Raw genomic sequence first — 14,782 nt, forward strand, 5'->3', positions numbered from 1 at the left:
TGAGGTTGTGCCGGGCGCAGGGAACTTGGATAGACGCGTTCGGGTGTGCCGTCCTGCGGGTCAGGCGCACCCAAGGAGTACGTTGAGCCCTCGGGCGGCTCGCACGGACGCGTATAACGGCGCGCGTCGTTGGATGGCGACGGTGAAGCGGGGCCAGACGCGAGCGAGACGCGCGCTCACAGACCGCCGGACCCGGAGGCGTGCCCGTGGCGTACGTTGGAGGGTACGGCGGTCGAGGACGCGGGTATTCGCTCGATGTATGGTCCCCGCCAGCTACGGCAGCGCGAGCAAATAGTCCGCCATGTCGTTCAAGTCCCGCGCCGGCAGGTCGTCGTAGGGCGGCATCTTCGAATGCGGCGAGAGCTCCTGCGGATCGCGGAAATGCGCCAGGATCCAGGCGCGCGTTCGCCGCTCGGCGACGTGCTTCAACTCGATTCCCTTCGGGTTGCCGTCGCCGTTGACCAGATGGCACTCGAGGCATTTCTTCGTGGCGATGAGCCGCCCCCCGCGCGCGATCGAGGGGGCGACCATCGAGAGATCGTAGTTCTTCAGGTCGGCGGACACGAAGGCGAGCGGCGGGGGAGGCGGCTCGGTCGCGGGAAGACTCCGTGGCGGCTCTTCGATGACGGCGATGCCCGTGAGGAAGACCGCCGCGGCCGCGATGCCGGAGCCCGCGGCGATCCATCCGCGCCGCGAGCGCGGCCGCCGCGTCCCCGACCGGTCGAGGAGCGGCATCGCGAAGAGGAAGACGGCGATCGCCGCGGGGACTCCCACCGTTCCCAGGATCGCCGCGCGGCCCTTGAAGTAGTGGAGGAGCTGATAGAGGGGAAGGAAGTACCAGTCGGGCCGCGGCACGTACGCGGTGTCGGTCGGGTCGGCCGTCGCCTCGAGCGGCGCGGGAAGGAAATGCGCGAGGAGCAGGAGTGCCGCGAGGACGGCAAGCGCCGCCGCCGCATCCCGGGCCATCTGCTTCGGGAAGAACGGCTCGCGCGGAGAGTCGTCGCACGGGATGCCCGCATGCCCGTGCCGGCGAAGGAGCGCGAGATGAACGGCGACGAGGGCGATCGCCGCCAGCGGAAGGAGCACGACGTGGATCGCGGCGAACCGGGAAAGGGCGGCTGCGCCCACCCCGTCGCCGCCGGTGAGGAACCGGGCGGCGGCGGGTCCGACGACCGGCGGCTGCGAGGCGATGCGGACGCCGACGACCGTGGCCCAGTATCCCTTCTGGTCCCACGGGAGGAGGTACCCCGTGAACGCAAAGGCGAATACGGTCGCGAGCAACAGGAGGCCGATCCACCAGTTCTCCTGTCGCGGCCGCTTGTAGGCGCCGTGCCAGAAGACCCGGGCGAGATGGAGGAGGCAGAAGACGACGATCGCGGAGGCGCCCCAATGGTGGAGGCCGCGCGCGAGCGCGCCGCCCGGCACGCGGCGCTCGATCCACGACACGCTCGCGCGGGCATGATCGGGCGTCGGCGCGTACGCCGACGCGAGCAGGAAGCCGGTCACGAACTGGATCGCGAGGATCGCGAGCGCGATCGACCCGAGGGTGAACCACCAGCCGCCGCGGGCGGGCGTGGGCTTCTCACCGAAGCGCTTCCACGCCGTGAGAAGGCCGGTTCGCTCGTCGAACCCTTCTCCGAAACGGCTCACGCGATCTCCGTCGGCCGGACCCAGACCTGCCCGGCGCGGATCTCGATCGGAAGGCGCGCGAGAGGAGCGGGAGGCGGCCCGCCGGCCACGGTGCCGTCCGGGCGGTACGTCCCGCCGTGGCAGGGACACCGGAAGAGCCGCGAACCCGGATCCCACCGCACGGAACATCCCAGATGCGTGCAGGTCGACGAGAGGGCGGCGAGCCCCCCCGCTTCGCGCACCACGAAGATCCGCTCGCGGCGCTGCTCCGACCGGTACGCGTCGGGGCGCGCGTACGCGAGCACGGCTTCGACCGGGCCCGGACCCGTGAACGCCGCCTCGGGGCCGATGGCGACGGGATCGAGGCGGACGACTCGCCGATCTCCGCCGAGGAACCGCGCGGCGATCGCAGAGAGCGTTCCGGCGAAGAGCGCCGCCGCCGCCGCGACGAATCCGGCGAGGAATCCCCTCCGCGTGCCCGCGCGGGGCTCGGTGAGTCGTTCCGAAGCCATGCGGCGTAGTCTACGAATTTTGGCGCGGAAGACGGCCCCGCCGAGAAATCCTTTAGACGGCGCAGTGCCGACGCGCTCCGGGGCACTTGACTCTTTCCCGGAAACTGTTAGCATCACGAGCTTTCGTTTGGAGGTAGGTCCCATGTACGCGATCGTCTCGACGGGTGGAAAACAGTTCAAGGTGAGCCCGGGCGACGTGGTGCGCATCGAGAAGCTCGCCGGCGAGCCGGTCGTCAAGGGCGATGCGATCGTGTTCCAGGAAGTCGCGTTCGTCGGCGACGGCGACCGCTTCCGGGCGGGCGCCCCCCTGGTGGACGGGGTGAGCGTGCGCGGCACCGTGCTCTCGCCGATGAAGACGCGCAAGGTGCTCATCTTCAAGAAGAAACGGACGAAGCAGTATCGCCGCACGAAGGGGCATCGGCAGAACGTCGTCGAGGTCCGGATCGACGGCATCGAGGGTTGAGAAATGGCGCATAAGAAGGGACAGGGATCGTCGCGGAACGGCCGCGATTCGAACTCGCAGCGGCTGGGCGTGAAGGCGTTCGGCGGCGAGATGGTGACGGGCGGATCGATCCTCGTTCGGCAGCGCGGAACGAAGTTCCAGCCCGGCGACAACGTCGGCCGCGGCAAGGACGACACGCTTTTCGCGAAGGTCCCGGGGGTCGTGCGTTTCCGCGACCGGGGCCGGCTCGGGCGCTTCATCGCGATCGAGGCGACGGAAGTCTGACCGGCGGTTTCCGGCGGACTTCGAGCCCCGCTCCGGCGGGGCTTTTCGTTTTGGTTTTCCCGCTTCCGGCGATTCGCTTGCGCCGAGTCAAGCGACTCTGTCGCTTCCACTCGGCGAGCCCGATTCAGCGACTTCGTCGCGGCAATCGGGCGACTGACGGTGGGACGCTCGAGGCCAACAGCCTGCCGCAGCCTGTTAGAGTCTCGACGAGATGTTCATCGACGAGGCGGAGATCACGGTGGCGTCCGGGGACGGCGGCAACGGCTGCATCGCGTTTCGCCGCGAGAAGTTCGTGCCCCGCGGCGGTCCGTCGGGAGGCGACGGCGGGGACGGAGGCGACGTCTGGGTCGCGGCGAACGCGTCCCTCAACACGCTCTATCCGCTGCGGCACCAGACGCATTACCGGGCAGGGAGGGGACAGCACGGGCTCGGGTCGAACTGCCACGGCAAGCGGGGACAAGACCTCGTGATCGAGCTTCCGATCGGCTCCGTCGTCCGCGACGCCGAAACGAAGGAGACGCTCGCGGACCTGACCGAGCCCGGCCAGCGCGTTTGCCTGGCCAAAGGAGGGAACGGGGGCTGGGGAAACCAGCATTTCGCGACCTCGACGCGGCAGGCGCCGCGGTTCGCCAAGCCCGGCCTCCCGGGGGAGACGCGGCGGCTTTCGATCGAGCTCAAGCTCCTCGCGGAAGTCGCGATCATCGGGCTTCCGAACGCCGGAAAATCGACGCTGATCTCGGTGATCTCCGCGGCCCGCCCGAAGATCGCGGACTACCCGTTCACGACGCTGACGCCGAATCTCGGCGTCGTGACGCGCGACGACGACACCCTCGTCGTCGCCGACATCCCGGGCTTGATCCGCGGCGCGCACGAGGGCGCCGGACTGGGAATCCGGTTCCTGAAGCACGTCGAGCGCTGCCGCGCGCTCTGCCATCTCGTCGACGCCTCGGCGCCGGGCGACGCCGAGCCGGACGTCGCCGCGATCGAGGAGGAACTCGCGGCCTTCTCCCCCGAGATCGCGAAGCGTCCGCGCCTTCTCGTCGCCTCGAAGACGGACGCGGCGGACCCGGAGCGCCTCGCGTCGATCGAGACGGCGGCGCGGCGGCGCGGCCTTCCGTTGCACGCCATCTCGGCGGCCACGCGCGCGGGCATTCCGGAGCTCGTGCACGCGCTCTTCGAGATCGGGAAAGCGAAGAGCGCGCCTTCGGTGGAAGCCGGAGCCTCATGAGACGGCAAGCCCGGTTCAGCGATTTCATCGCTGCAACCGGGCGAATGGAACGCCGATGAAAGTTGGACTCTTCGGGGGAACCTTCGACCCGGTGCACGAGGGGCACCTGCGTCCCGCCGCCGCCGTGGCCGAGGCGATCGCGCTCGACCTCCTCGTCTTCGTGCCCGCCAACCGCGCGCCCGGAAAGGAGTCGGCGATCCCGGCTCCGGCGGCCCACCGCGTGGCGATGCTCGCGCTCGCCCTTTCGGGACGCCGTGATTTCATCCTTTCGCTCGCGGAGATCGAGAGGGGCGGGACGTCTTACACCGTCGAGACGCTTCGCGCGTTCGTGCGCGACCATCCGCACGACGAGGTCTTCTTTCTGCTCGGCACCGACGCTCTCGCCGGATTCGACCGGTGGCGGCAGCCGCGGGAGATCCTGTCGCTCGCCCGGCTCGCCGGGTTCGTGCGGGAGCCGTACGAGCCCGACGTCGTCGACGCGAGCCCGATCCTCTCTGCGAACCGCAGTTCCATCTTGATTTTCGACTCGGTCCGCGTGAAAATTTCCTCGACCGACGTGAGGCGCGCGGCCGCCCGCGGGGAATCGCTTTCGGGCCGCACGCCCCCGGCGGTGGAGGAATACATCGTCAAGCAGGGCCTCTACAGAGACTCCGGGACCGGGCGGATTTGACGTCCCGGCTGACCGCGGAAGAGCTCGCGCGCGAAGGGATCGCCGCCGCCCTCGACAAGAAAGCCTCGGATCTCCTCGTCCTGAACCTCGCCGAAATTTCCTCGTTCGCCGACTACTTCGTCATCTGCTCGGCTTCCTCCGAGCGCCAGGCGCAGGCGATCGCCGACGCCGTCGAAGAGAAGCTCCGCACGCGCGGCCGCCGGCCGATCTCCGTCGAGGGGTACGCGGCGTCGCGCTGGATCCTGCTCGATTACGGCGAGGTCCTCTTCCACGTCTTCCTCGAGGAGTCGCGGCGGTTCTATGCGCTGGAGCGGCTCTGGGGAGACGCCGGAGACGAGACCCGCCGCTTCGCCGCCGCCCGCTGAAGCGGGCGAGGGCCTCCTCGTGAAGATCCGCTTCCTCTGGGTCGGCAAGACCGACGACCGGGAATACGCGCGGGGGATCGAACGGTATCGCGCCCGTCTCGAGCCGTGGGCGAAAGTCGAGGAACGCGTCGTCCGCGCCGAGTCGGACCGCGGCGACGCGGCCGCGGAGCGGGAAGCGCGGCGCGTGCTCGCGGAGATCGACGCGCGCGACCGGGTCGTCGCGCTCGACGAGAAGGGAAAGCTGATGTCGACGGCCGTGTTCGCGGAATTCCTGGGCGCCCATCGCGATCGCGACGCGCGCCGCCTGGTTTTCGTCGTCGGGGGCGCCTCCGGGCTGTCGCCGTCCGTGATCGCGCGGGCCGACGAGCTCCTCTCGCTTTCCCCGATGACCTTCCCCCATCAGGTGGCGCGCTTGTTGCTGATCGAGCAGGTGTACAGGGCGCTATCGGTTTGGGCGGGATTGCGGTATCATCGCGCGCCCTAACGAAGGAGTAGACGGATGTCGAGTTCCGCCAAGGCCGCAAAGGTGACGAAGAAGGAGACCGAGAAATACCGACGCGCCCTCGTCGAGAAGAAGGACTCACTCTCGCAGGAGATGGTCAAGAACAAGGACGCGGGCCAGGAGAACTCCGAAGAGATCACGCAGGACATCGCCGACAAGGCGTCCTCGTCGTACACGAAGGAATTCCTCTTTTCCCTTTCCGACGGAGAGAGGGTCCTCCTCCAGCAGATCGACCAGGCGCTCGTCCGGGTCGAGGAGGGGGGCTACGGGCTCTGCACGAACTGCCGAAACCCGATTCCCGAGAAGCGGCTCGAGGCCGTGCCGTGGACGCCGTACTGTGTGGACTGCATGGAGCTCTCGGAGAAGGGCCTTCTCGACTAACAAGGGCGCAGCGATGCATCGAGCCGGGCGGGCGCGTTCGGCCCGCCGGCGGGCTCAACGTACGCCCCGGTACGCCTTGCCCGCCGGCCGGGCCGCCCGCATCCCGCCGGGCTCGCGCCTCGCCGCGCCATGGCGGTTGCGCAGCCGTCGCTTCGATTCCGTGCGGAGAGCGCTCCCGTGATCTCTGTCGCGCGATAATCCCCGCGTGAGCCCGAAATCCCGCGCCGCCGTGGAGCCCAACGCCATCCTCGTGTGCGGGCCGCACGAGTTCTTCGTCGACGAGGCGGCGGAGGAGAAGCGGGCGGAGCTCGGGTTTTCCGAGGACGAGATCGAGCGGATCCCCGAGGAGGCGCTGGCGGCGCGGCTGCCCGACGCGCTCTCGACCGGGTCGCTGTTCTCGTCGCGGCGCCTCGTCGAGGCCGACCTCTCCGCCCTGTTCGGCCGCGCCGCTCCGGCCGGTCTCGCGGAGGAAGCCGTCGCTGCCTGGCAGAAGGACTCTCCCGCCGGCCGCCGGGAGGCGTTCAAGAAGGCGCGGGCGCTGCTCGCCGCGCTCCAGATCGACAACGAATCGCCGGAGGAGACGGCCGCCGCCGCGGCGAAGAAGGTCCGGCTTCCCGCGCTCAGGGAGACGCTCGAGGAGATCTTGCGCGAGCTTCCCGGAGGGGGCGGTTCGGCGAGCGCCGCGACCGCCGCCGTCCTCGCCCACCTTTCCGGCGGCGTTCCCGGGACGATCCTCCTCGCGCGCGCCGTCGACCCGCCCCGGAGCTCCGCGCTCTACAAGAGCTTCGAGGCGGGCGGCTCGATCCGGGTGGCGGGCGGAGACGACGGCGAGAACGCGAGGCTGCTCGGCGCGCGCGCACGGAAGCTCGCGGGCGAGAAGGGCATCGCGATCGAGCCCGCCGCGGTCGAACGGCTTCGCGCGCGCACGGGGGAGGACCCGCGCCTCTTCGCCTCCGAGCTCGAGAAGCTCCTCGACTGGGCGGGCGAAAAGGGGAAGATCGCGGCGCGCGACGTCGAGGCGCTCGTCGAAGACCGCCGCGCCGAGGACGTGTACGCCTTCTTCGACGCTCTCGGCGCGCGCGACCGCTCGGAGACGATGCGGCGCCTCGAGCCGATCCTCTCGGGCCGCGCGCTGCGGACGGGAGAGCGGGAGATCAAGGCGGAAGATCCGCTGAGGATCTTCTTCGGGATGCTCGTCGCGGAGGTCCGGCGCCTGCTGGTCGTCCGGGCGCGCTGCGAGGAGACGCGGACGAAGATCACCTCCGGGCTTTCCTACGGCGCGTACCAGTCGGGCGTCCACCCGCGTCTGGCGTCGGAGACGACCCTTCTCGAGGGCAATCCTTTCCTCTGGTACAAGGCCTACCAGCGCGCGGGGAGGTTCACGACGGCCGAGCTCGTTCGCGCGCTACGGCGCTGCGCGGATGCCGATGCGTCGACCAAGGACTCGGCGTCCCTCGAGGACACGATCGCGCTGCTCGTCGCGGAGATCGTCTGAGAAAAAAGTCGCGAGTCGCGAGTCGGGGGATCCCCTTTGCCGTTCCGCTTTGTCGAGACAACCCTCGACCTTTGACTTTCGCCTTTCGACTCTCAGTTTTCGCTCTTCGACTTTCGACTTTCGACTTGTGACTCTCGGACTCGCGACTCATGACTTCCCGACTCGTACTCCCGACTCGTGACTCGAAGAAGGTAGACTTTCGCCGATGATTCACCGGGAACCGCGGTGGTGGGAGCGCGAGAACGTCGCGGCGTTCCTTCTTTTCCTGCTGCTCGTGGCGATTGCGATCTTCGTGCGCGGCCGGCCGGTCCCCTTCATCTATCAGGGGTTCTGACGTGTCGCCGGGCAGCGCGGCGCTGGCCGTCTCCGCGGCGGCGATCGTCGCCGTCCTCGCGGCCCGGTCCGCGCGGACGCGCCGATCGGTGCTGCTCGCGGCGTCCGTGCCGATCGGCGTCCTGCTCGGGCTTCGCTACGCAACGGCCCGGCGCCTCTCGGCGCTCCTCTTCCTGCCGTCGATCCTGCTCTCCTATCTCGTCTGGCGGGCCGTCACGGCACGGGACCGCCGGTCCGCCCGCTGCTCGGCCGCCGTCGCCCTCCTCGTCGCGCTCTTCGTCCTCTGGAAGGCGGTTTCGCTCCAGTCCGCCGTGTACCGCGCGCTTCACCTGCCGCAGCGGTACCTCCTGGCGGGAGCCTGGCTCGGCGGTTCGTACATCCTGTTCCGCCTGATCCACGTCGCGATCGAGGCGAGGAAGCCGGGCTTCCCGGAGCTCGCGTTCCCCGACTTCGCGCTCTACGTCCTGTTCCCCGCGACGCTCATCGCCGGACCGATCGCCCGCCTGCCGGACTTCTCGAAGAACTTCGCGTACGCGCGGCCGCGCTTCGCGGAGGGGGCGGAAGGCCTTCGCCGGATCGCGGTCGGGATCTTCAAGAAGTTCGTTGTCGCGGACTTCATCGCGATCCTGCCGATCGACTTCGCCCACGCCGGCCTCTCGACACCGCGGATGTGGACGTCGGTCTACCTCTTCGGCTTCCAGCTCTTCTTCGACTTCGCGGGCTACTCCGACATCGCGATCGGGGCCGCGGCGCTCGCCGGGTTCTCCGTCCCGGAGAACTTCCACTCGCCGTTCCTGAAGGCCAACATCACGAAATTCTGGCAGTCCTGGCACGCGACACTCTCCGGCTGGATGCGCGACTACGTGTTCTTCCCGCTCGGCCGGCTCCTGCGCAAGCGCGCGCCCCGTCTGCCCGGATCGGCCGCGGCGCTCGCGTGCCAGACCGCGACGATGGTCGCGATCGGCCTCTGGCACGGGCTCTTCGCCGGCTACGCCGTGTGGGGAGTCTGGCACGGCCTCGGGCTCTTCGCGCACCGGCAATGGAGCCGCGCGCGCGCCGGGCGCGAGCCGGCGCGATGGGAACCGCTCCGCCGCGCGGGAGCGACGTTCGTGACGTTTCAGTTCGTGATGATCAGCTTCGTGTTCTTCTACGGAACAAGCCTGGCGGAATCGGTCGCTGTGTTCTGGAAGCTCGCGGGTCGGTAAGTTTCGGCGCGGCGATGCATCGACCCGGGCGGGCGCGTGCGACCGTCGCGGGAGCTGGCTCGGGGGACGGGAGCGCGTGCCGGCGGCGCAGCTCGTCGAACGAGCGACTCGACCGCGACGCCGCCGCCCCCTCGCCGACGCTCCCGCTCCCGCGGCGCAAGTCGTCTCGCCGAGCGATTGCGCGAGACTTCGTCGCGCCGCGAAGGGCCCGATCGGCATGTTTGTCATCGGCTCTGTTCGATAACGAGGCGCGGCCAGACATGCCGGAAGGCGGGTTCGGCGGGACCGGCCGGCGGGCGCGGCGTACCGGGGCGTACGTTAAGACCGCCGGTGGTCCCGCCGAACCCGTATGGCCTTCACACTGGCGTGCTCGGCGATCCGACGCGTTCGGCGCTGATGCGCCGGCCGCTGGATATCCGGCGCGTATGGTCCGCGCCTGCCTAATTCAGGCGGCTTGGGCCAGGAGGTCGAGGGCTTCTTCCCACTGCCGGCGCGCTTCCCTGAGGCGCCGTTGCGACCGCTGCCGGGTCGTGCGCCACGCGGAACGGCGCCCCGCCGCGCGCTCGCTCAGATGCTGCCGCCAGAGCTCGAAGGCGTGCTCGATCGTCTCGCGCGCGATCCCGATCCGTCTGCGCACCTCGTCGCCGATCGACGAAGGAACGCTCTCGAGGCGGCGCTCGACGCGCTTGACGGCGGCATGAAGACGGGCGCCTTCGATCATGGGGGCGGCGGTGGTCCGAAGGTCGGACGCGAGTCCGACGGCCTTGAGGCCCCGGATCATCCATTTCGCCGGGTCCCAGTGGTACCAGCGGACGCCGTTGCGGAAATCGGCGGGAAAGCGGTGATGGAAGCTGTGGTAGCCCTCGCCGAACGTGGCGAGCGCGAGCACCCAGTTGTCGCGCGCCGAGACGCGAGCGTTGAAGGTGCGTTTCCCCATGTAATGCGCGAGAGAGTTCACGAAGAAGGTCGTGTGGTGCGTGATCACGACGCGGAGGAATCCGCCCCAGAGGAGTCCCGCGAGCGGGTGCCCGTAGAGCGCGCCGACGCCGGTCGGAATGACGATGACCCCGAGCAGGAGGATCCACCGGTACCAGCGGTGCTGCCACGCGACGACCGGATTCTTCTCGAGGTCGGGGACGTTCGCGAACGTCTTCGGCTCCGCCGGCTTGTAGAAGACCCACAGGAAGTGCGCCCACCAGAACCCGCGCTGGATGTTGTACGGGTCCCAGTCCTTGTCGACGTACTGGTGATGGATGCGATGGTCCGACGACCAGCAGAGGATCGAATTCTGCGCCGCCATCGCCCCGAAGAAGGCGTAGACCGCCTGGACCGCGGGAGAGCACTCGTAGCTCTTGTGCGAGAAGAATCGGTGATAGCCCGCGCAGATCGAAAGGCCGATCAGCGTGAAGAGGCCGAGGCAGAGCCAGAGCATCCACGGCTCGAAACCGGTCTTCCACGTGTACCACGCCGTCACGGGGATCCCGAGGATCGGCGTCAGCATCAGGAATGTGATGTTGATCCAGTCTTTTTTTCGCGGCATCGCCGCCGGCGCCGTCGTCATCTCGTTCCTCCATTTGCGCCGGGGCGCGAATCGATGTCGCTATCTTATACTGCGGGCGGCTCCGCCTACAGGAGAAAAGGATGCACCGCCTCGAAAAATTCCGATTCCTCCCGTCGATCCTGATCGCTCTGGTCCTTTCGGCGCCGGCGCTGCACGCGGCCGTTCCGGGAGAGCAGCCCGGCGACAACGCGGTCCTGCTCTGGAACGAAGCGCTCCTGCAGGCGATTCGCGACGTCAAGCCGGGGCCGACCGTCGTGGCGCGGGCGATCGCCGTCGTCCACACGTGCATGTTCGACGCCTGGTCGGCCTACGACTCGACGGCGGTGCCGACGCGGCCGCATTTGCGCTGGCGCCGCCCGGAGGCGGAGCGCACCCCCGAAGAGAAGGCGGAAGCCGCCAGCTTCGCCGCGTGGCTCGCCTTGAGGGACCTCTTCCCCTCGGACGATTCTCTCTTCGACTCCCTGATGGCGGAGCAGGGATACCCGGCCGTGGTCCCCCTTCCCGGCCGCTCGACGCCGGCGGCTGTGGGTGCCGCCGCCGCGTCCGCCGTTCTGGAGTTCCGGCATCACGACGGATCGAACCAGCTCGGCGATCTCGCTCCGGGCGCGTACGCCGACTCCACCGGCTACATGCCGGTGAACCCGCCCGAGCCCGCGGCCGTGGTCGATCCGAACCACTGGCAGCCGCTCGAGGTCTCCGACGGCGCGGGCGGGTTCGTCATCCAGAAGTACACGACGCCGCAGTGGGGGCTCGTGACGCCCTTCGCGCTCGAGAGCGGAGACGAGCTCCGCCCCGGACCGCCGGCGCAGTACGAATCGGCGAAATACGTCGAGCAGGCCCAGGAGCTGATCGACATCTCCGCGAACCTGACCGACGAGCAGAAGGCGACGGCCGAGTACTTCGCCGACGGGCCTTCCTCGGAGTTCCCCCCGGGGCACTGGTGTCTCTTCGCCGGGCTCGTCTCGCGGCGCGACGCCCATTCGCTGGATCAGGACGTGAAGATGTTCTTCGCGCTCGGCAACGCTCTGCTCGACTCGTCGATCACGGCCTGGGACGCCAAGCTCGCCGACGATTCGGTGCGGCCGGTGACCGCGATTCACTACCTGGCGAGCCGCGGAGAGATCGGCGACGCCGACGGGAACATCGTGGCGTGGGGGGGGCCGTGCGCGGGCACCCAGACGATTCCGGCCTCCCTCTGGCGCCCCTACCAGCTCGCGACGGTCGTCACGCCTCCCTTCCCCGAGTACTTCTCGGGCCACAGCGTCTTCTCGGCCGCGGCTGCCGAGGTGCTCCGTTCGTTCACGGGAAGCGACGCGCTCGGGGCGTCGGTGACGATTCCGAAGGACAGCTTCCGCGGTGAGCCGGGATGCGGCCCGGCCCAGGACGTGACACTGACGTTTCCGACGTTCTCGGACGCGGCCGACGCCGCGGGGATGTCGCGCCGCTGGGGAGGCATCCATTTCAAGGACGGGGATCTGACCGGCCGCGTCACGGGGCGGCTCGTCGGCGCCAGGGTCTGGGCAATGGCTCAGACGTTCTTCGACGGGACGGCCGGCGGGGCCCGGATCGCGCCGGTGCACGCGTCGGAGCCGGTCGCGGTGCATCCGCGCCCGTGACGCCGGACGTCCTCCCGGCGCTTCGGGAGTTCCTCGACGAGAACTGGGGCCGCGCGCTGCGCCGTTCGCTTTCGCCGACCGAGCCGCTCGTCTCCTCCGGCATCATCGACTCCTTCGGCCTCGTCGACCTGTCGCTGTTCGTGGAAGAGCGCTTCGGCGTCCGCGTCGACGCGTCCGACGTGGGGCAGGGGCGCGCCGACACCGCCGTCCAGATCGCGCAGGTGATCGAGGCGCGACGGCGATGACGACGATCCTCGGGCGGGTCCTCGACATCGCCGGGCGGGATCCCGACCGTCTGTTCGCCCACGTCTGGGACGCGCGGCGGGAGGTCGAGCCGGTCACGTACGGGTCCTACGTCCGGCTCGCCGCGGGCGTGGCGGAGCGGCTCCGGCGGGAAGGGTTGGCCCCCGGCGAGGTCGCCGTGATCATCCTGAAATCGGGCTCCCTCCTCATGGCGGCCTGGCTCGCGCCGCAGCTCCTCGGTGCGATACCGACGATCTTTCCCTGGCCGACGGAGAAGCTCGACCGCGGGTACTACGCGCGGACCGTCGCTTCGCTCCTGAAGATCTCGGGCGCGGCGGTCCTGATGACGAGCCGCGACCTCGTCGACACCGTCGCTCCGCTCGCGGCGGAGGCTCCGGCCCTCCGGTGCATCCTCGCGCTCGACGACGCGCGCCCGGCGGAGTCGCTGCCGGAAATTCCCCGCGCGCTCCGGGAGGACGCAGAGGCGATCGCGATCCTCCAGCATTCCTCCGGCTCGACCGGTCTGCAGAAGGGGGTGGCGCTCTCTTCGCGGGCGGTGATGAACCAGATCGAGAACTACGGCAAGGTCATGCGCGCCCGCCCGGACGACCGCATCGCGAACTGGCTGCCGCTCTACCACGACGGAGGGCTCGTCCCCGGCTTCCTCCAGCCGCTGCTGCGCGGCGTCCCGCTGTCGATCCTCTCGCCGATCGACTGGGTCCACGACCCCGTGCTGCTCCTCGAGGCGATCACCCGCGACCGCGTCACTCACTGCTGGCAGCCGAACTTCGCCTACAACTTCCTCGCCACGAAGATCCCCGATTCGAAGCTCGAAGGCATCGACCTCTCTTCCGTCCGCGTGCTCGTCAACATGGCCGAGCCCGTGCGACTCTCGAGCCACGAGCTCTTCCTGCGCCGCTTCGGGCCCTACGGGATCCGCCCGCTGGCGCTCCAGACGCTCTACGGGATGGCGGAGAACACGGCGGCGGCGACGCAGAGCGATCCCTCCCGGCCGGTCACGCTCGACGTCGTCGACCGCGCGGCGCTTTCCGAGGAGCGGCGGGCCCTGCCGCCCCGGCCGGGCGGCGTCGCCCTGTCGATGCTGTCGTCGGGAGCGCCGATCCCGGGCACGGAGATCGTCATCCTCGGCGACGGCTACGAGCGCCTGCCGGAGCGCCGCGTCGGCGAGATCGCCCTCCGGAGCGACTGCATGCTCACCGAATATTTCCACCGGCCCGATCTGACCGCCCGCGCATTCCACGAGGGCTGGTACCTGTCCGGCGATTTCGGGTATCTCGCCGGAGGAGAGCTCTTCGTGACGGGGCGCAAGAAGGACCTGATCATCGTCGCCGGGAAGAACGTCTATCCGCAGGACCTGGAGTTCATCGCCGACGGAATCCCCGGCGTTCACCCCGGGCGCAGCGTCGCGTTCGGCGTCGAGAACGAGCGGACCGGGACGGAAGACGTCGTCGTGCTCGTCGAGCCCGAGCCGGGGGCCGACGAGGCCGCGGTCGCCGAGCGGGTGCGGGCGGCCGTGGCCCACGGGAGCGACGTCGTCGCGCGGGACGTGCGGGTCGTTCCCCCGATGTGGCTCGTCAAGACCTCGAGCGGCAAGATCTCGCGCACGCGCTGCCGGGAGAAATACCTCGACGACAGTGGCAAATGACGACGCCGATGCGAGTCGCGAGTTGAAGCGGACGCGTCTGCGGCCGCGCCGCTTGACTCGCTCTCCGGGGCCTCCATGGAAGCGGGCGCATCTTCGGTCGCGCGTACGGACTCACCCGCGGACATGCGGGGACGGAAGCGGTCGCCCGTTCTCGATTCGCGCATGACGAAAGGCTACGTCCTGCGCGTCGCCGGGAAGGCCGTCGCGCTCTTCATCTTCTTCGATCTCCTCCAGAGTGCCGCGGGGCTCGCCCGGCGCCTCGAGTCGCTCTCGATCTACCGCCACATGGTCCCGCCGGCGGCGCGGCTCGACATCATGCGCGACTATCCGACGCCGGTGATGTGGAGGCTCGAGCCGCTTCTCGACGCGCACGAGATCGGGAGGCCCAAGCGTCCGGACGAGTACCGCGTCGCGGTCCTCGGCGATTCGGGCTCCTTCGACCTGTTCTCCCCCGCGCGGGACGCGATCCCGGGGCAGATGACGCGGCTCGGCGCGACGATCGGCGGCCGAACGCTCCGCGCGTACAACCTGAGCTACCAGACGCCGAACCCGCTGAAGGACCTCGTCGTCGAGGAGCACGCGCTGCGGCGCGCTCCCGACGCGATCGTGTGGTTCGTGACGCTCTACGATCTCGCGGCGGACGCGCCGC

General features: G+C 69.5%; 17 protein-coding genes. 14 read left to right on the forward strand and 3 right to left on the reverse strand.

Annotated features, from left to right (window positions below; translation table 11 throughout):
- Positions 1 to 273: 273 nt before the first annotated feature.
- Both VKH46_05405 and VKH46_05410 read right to left on the reverse strand, forming a co-directional pair.
- Positions 274 to 1,650, reverse strand: coding sequence for a cytochrome b N-terminal domain-containing protein (locus VKH46_05405; GenBank protein ID HKB70260.1), 1,377 nt, complete (start codon positions 1,648 to 1,650; stop codon positions 274 to 276).
- The gene (locus VKH46_05410) at positions 1,647 to 2,141 is read right to left on the reverse strand and encodes a Rieske 2Fe-2S domain-containing protein (protein HKB70261.1); all 495 of its coding nucleotides are present in this window, start codon (positions 2,139 to 2,141) and stop codon (positions 1,647 to 1,649) included. Before VKH46_05410 ends, VKH46_05405 begins: the two co-directional genes overlap by 4 nt.
- 142 nt (positions 2,142 to 2,283) lie before the next feature.
- Here VKH46_05410 and rplU point away from each other — a divergent pair, with 142 nt between their 5' ends.
- The 10 genes from rplU (at position 2,284) to VKH46_05460 (ending at position 9,047) form a co-directional block, all read left to right on the forward strand.
- Positions 2,284 to 2,604, forward strand: a complete 321-nt coding sequence (gene rplU, locus VKH46_05415; protein HKB70262.1) for a 50S ribosomal protein L21 — start codon at positions 2,284 to 2,286, stop codon at positions 2,602 to 2,604.
- Positions 2,605 to 2,607: 3 nt separating this feature from the next.
- Positions 2,608 to 2,868 (forward strand): 50S ribosomal protein L27, encoded by a 261-nt coding sequence (gene rpmA, locus VKH46_05420; protein ID HKB70263.1) that lies wholly within the window; start codon positions 2,608 to 2,610, stop codon positions 2,866 to 2,868.
- A gap of 211 nt (positions 2,869 to 3,079) precedes the next feature.
- On the forward strand, positions 3,080 to 4,096 hold the full coding sequence (obgE, locus tag VKH46_05425; protein ID HKB70264.1) for a GTPase ObgE: 1,017 nt from the start codon (positions 3,080 to 3,082) through the stop codon (positions 4,094 to 4,096).
- A gap of 55 nt (positions 4,097 to 4,151) precedes the next feature.
- A complete protein-coding gene (gene nadD, locus VKH46_05430) occupies positions 4,152 to 4,766 on the forward strand; it encodes a nicotinate-nucleotide adenylyltransferase (protein HKB70265.1) in 615 nt (204 codons plus the stop codon).
- Complete coding sequence (rsfS, locus tag VKH46_05435) at positions 4,763 to 5,131, forward strand: ribosome silencing factor (GenBank protein ID HKB70266.1); 369 nt, start codon at positions 4,763 to 4,765, stop codon at positions 5,129 to 5,131. Before nadD ends, rsfS begins: the two co-directional genes overlap by 4 nt.
- Positions 5,132 to 5,150: 19 nt before the next feature.
- The gene (locus VKH46_05440) at positions 5,151 to 5,615 is read left to right on the forward strand and encodes a 23S rRNA (pseudouridine(1915)-N(3))-methyltransferase RlmH (GenBank protein ID HKB70267.1); all 465 of its coding nucleotides are present in this window, start codon (positions 5,151 to 5,153) and stop codon (positions 5,613 to 5,615) included.
- Positions 5,616 to 5,630: 15 nt separating this feature from the next.
- Positions 5,631 to 6,014 carry a TraR/DksA family transcriptional regulator gene (locus VKH46_05445; GenBank protein HKB70268.1) on the forward strand — a complete coding sequence of 128 codons (384 nt, stop codon included), beginning with the start codon at positions 5,631 to 5,633 and terminating at the stop codon, positions 6,012 to 6,014.
- A 205-nt stretch (positions 6,015 to 6,219) separates the two neighbouring features.
- A complete protein-coding gene (locus VKH46_05450; protein ID HKB70269.1) occupies positions 6,220 to 7,509 on the forward strand; it encodes a hypothetical protein in 1,290 nt (429 codons plus the stop codon).
- A 205-nt stretch (positions 7,510 to 7,714) separates the two neighbouring features.
- Positions 7,715 to 7,843 carry a hypothetical protein gene (locus VKH46_05455; protein ID HKB70270.1) on the forward strand — a complete coding sequence of 43 codons (129 nt, stop codon included), beginning with the start codon at positions 7,715 to 7,717 and terminating at the stop codon, positions 7,841 to 7,843.
- A 1-nt stretch (position 7,844) separates the two neighbouring features.
- Entirely contained in the window at positions 7,845 to 9,047 is a 1,203-nt protein-coding gene (locus tag VKH46_05460; GenBank protein HKB70271.1) for an MBOAT family O-acyltransferase, read from the forward strand.
- A 445-nt stretch (positions 9,048 to 9,492) separates the two neighbouring features.
- On the opposite strand, the gene VKH46_05465 is transcribed toward VKH46_05460, so the two are convergent.
- Positions 9,493 to 10,608, reverse strand: a complete 1,116-nt coding sequence (locus VKH46_05465; protein HKB70272.1) for a fatty acid desaturase — start codon at positions 10,606 to 10,608, stop codon at positions 9,493 to 9,495.
- 80 nt (positions 10,609 to 10,688) lie between these two features.
- Between VKH46_05465 and VKH46_05470 the strand changes: the two genes are divergently transcribed.
- From VKH46_05470 to VKH46_05485, 4 genes are all read left to right on the forward strand, one after another.
- Positions 10,689 to 12,224 carry a vanadium-dependent haloperoxidase gene (locus VKH46_05470; GenBank protein HKB70273.1) on the forward strand — a complete coding sequence of 512 codons (1,536 nt, stop codon included), beginning with the start codon at positions 10,689 to 10,691 and terminating at the stop codon, positions 12,222 to 12,224.
- Positions 12,221 to 12,469 carry a phosphopantetheine-binding protein gene (locus VKH46_05475; protein ID HKB70274.1) on the forward strand — a complete coding sequence of 83 codons (249 nt, stop codon included), beginning with the start codon at positions 12,221 to 12,223 and terminating at the stop codon, positions 12,467 to 12,469. Before VKH46_05470 ends, VKH46_05475 begins: the two co-directional genes overlap by 4 nt.
- Positions 12,466 to 14,133, forward strand: coding sequence for an AMP-binding protein (locus VKH46_05480; protein HKB70275.1), 1,668 nt, complete (start codon positions 12,466 to 12,468; stop codon positions 14,131 to 14,133). Before VKH46_05475 ends, VKH46_05480 begins: the two co-directional genes overlap by 4 nt.
- Positions 14,134 to 14,295: 162 nt before the next feature.
- Positions 14,296 to 14,782: hypothetical protein (locus VKH46_05485; protein ID HKB70276.1), on the forward strand; the 487-nt coding region annotated here is incomplete at its 3' end.

The organism is Thermoanaerobaculia bacterium (assembly GCA_035260525.1).
Taxonomy (GTDB): Bacteria; Acidobacteriota; Thermoanaerobaculia; order UBA5066; family DATFVB01; genus DATFVB01.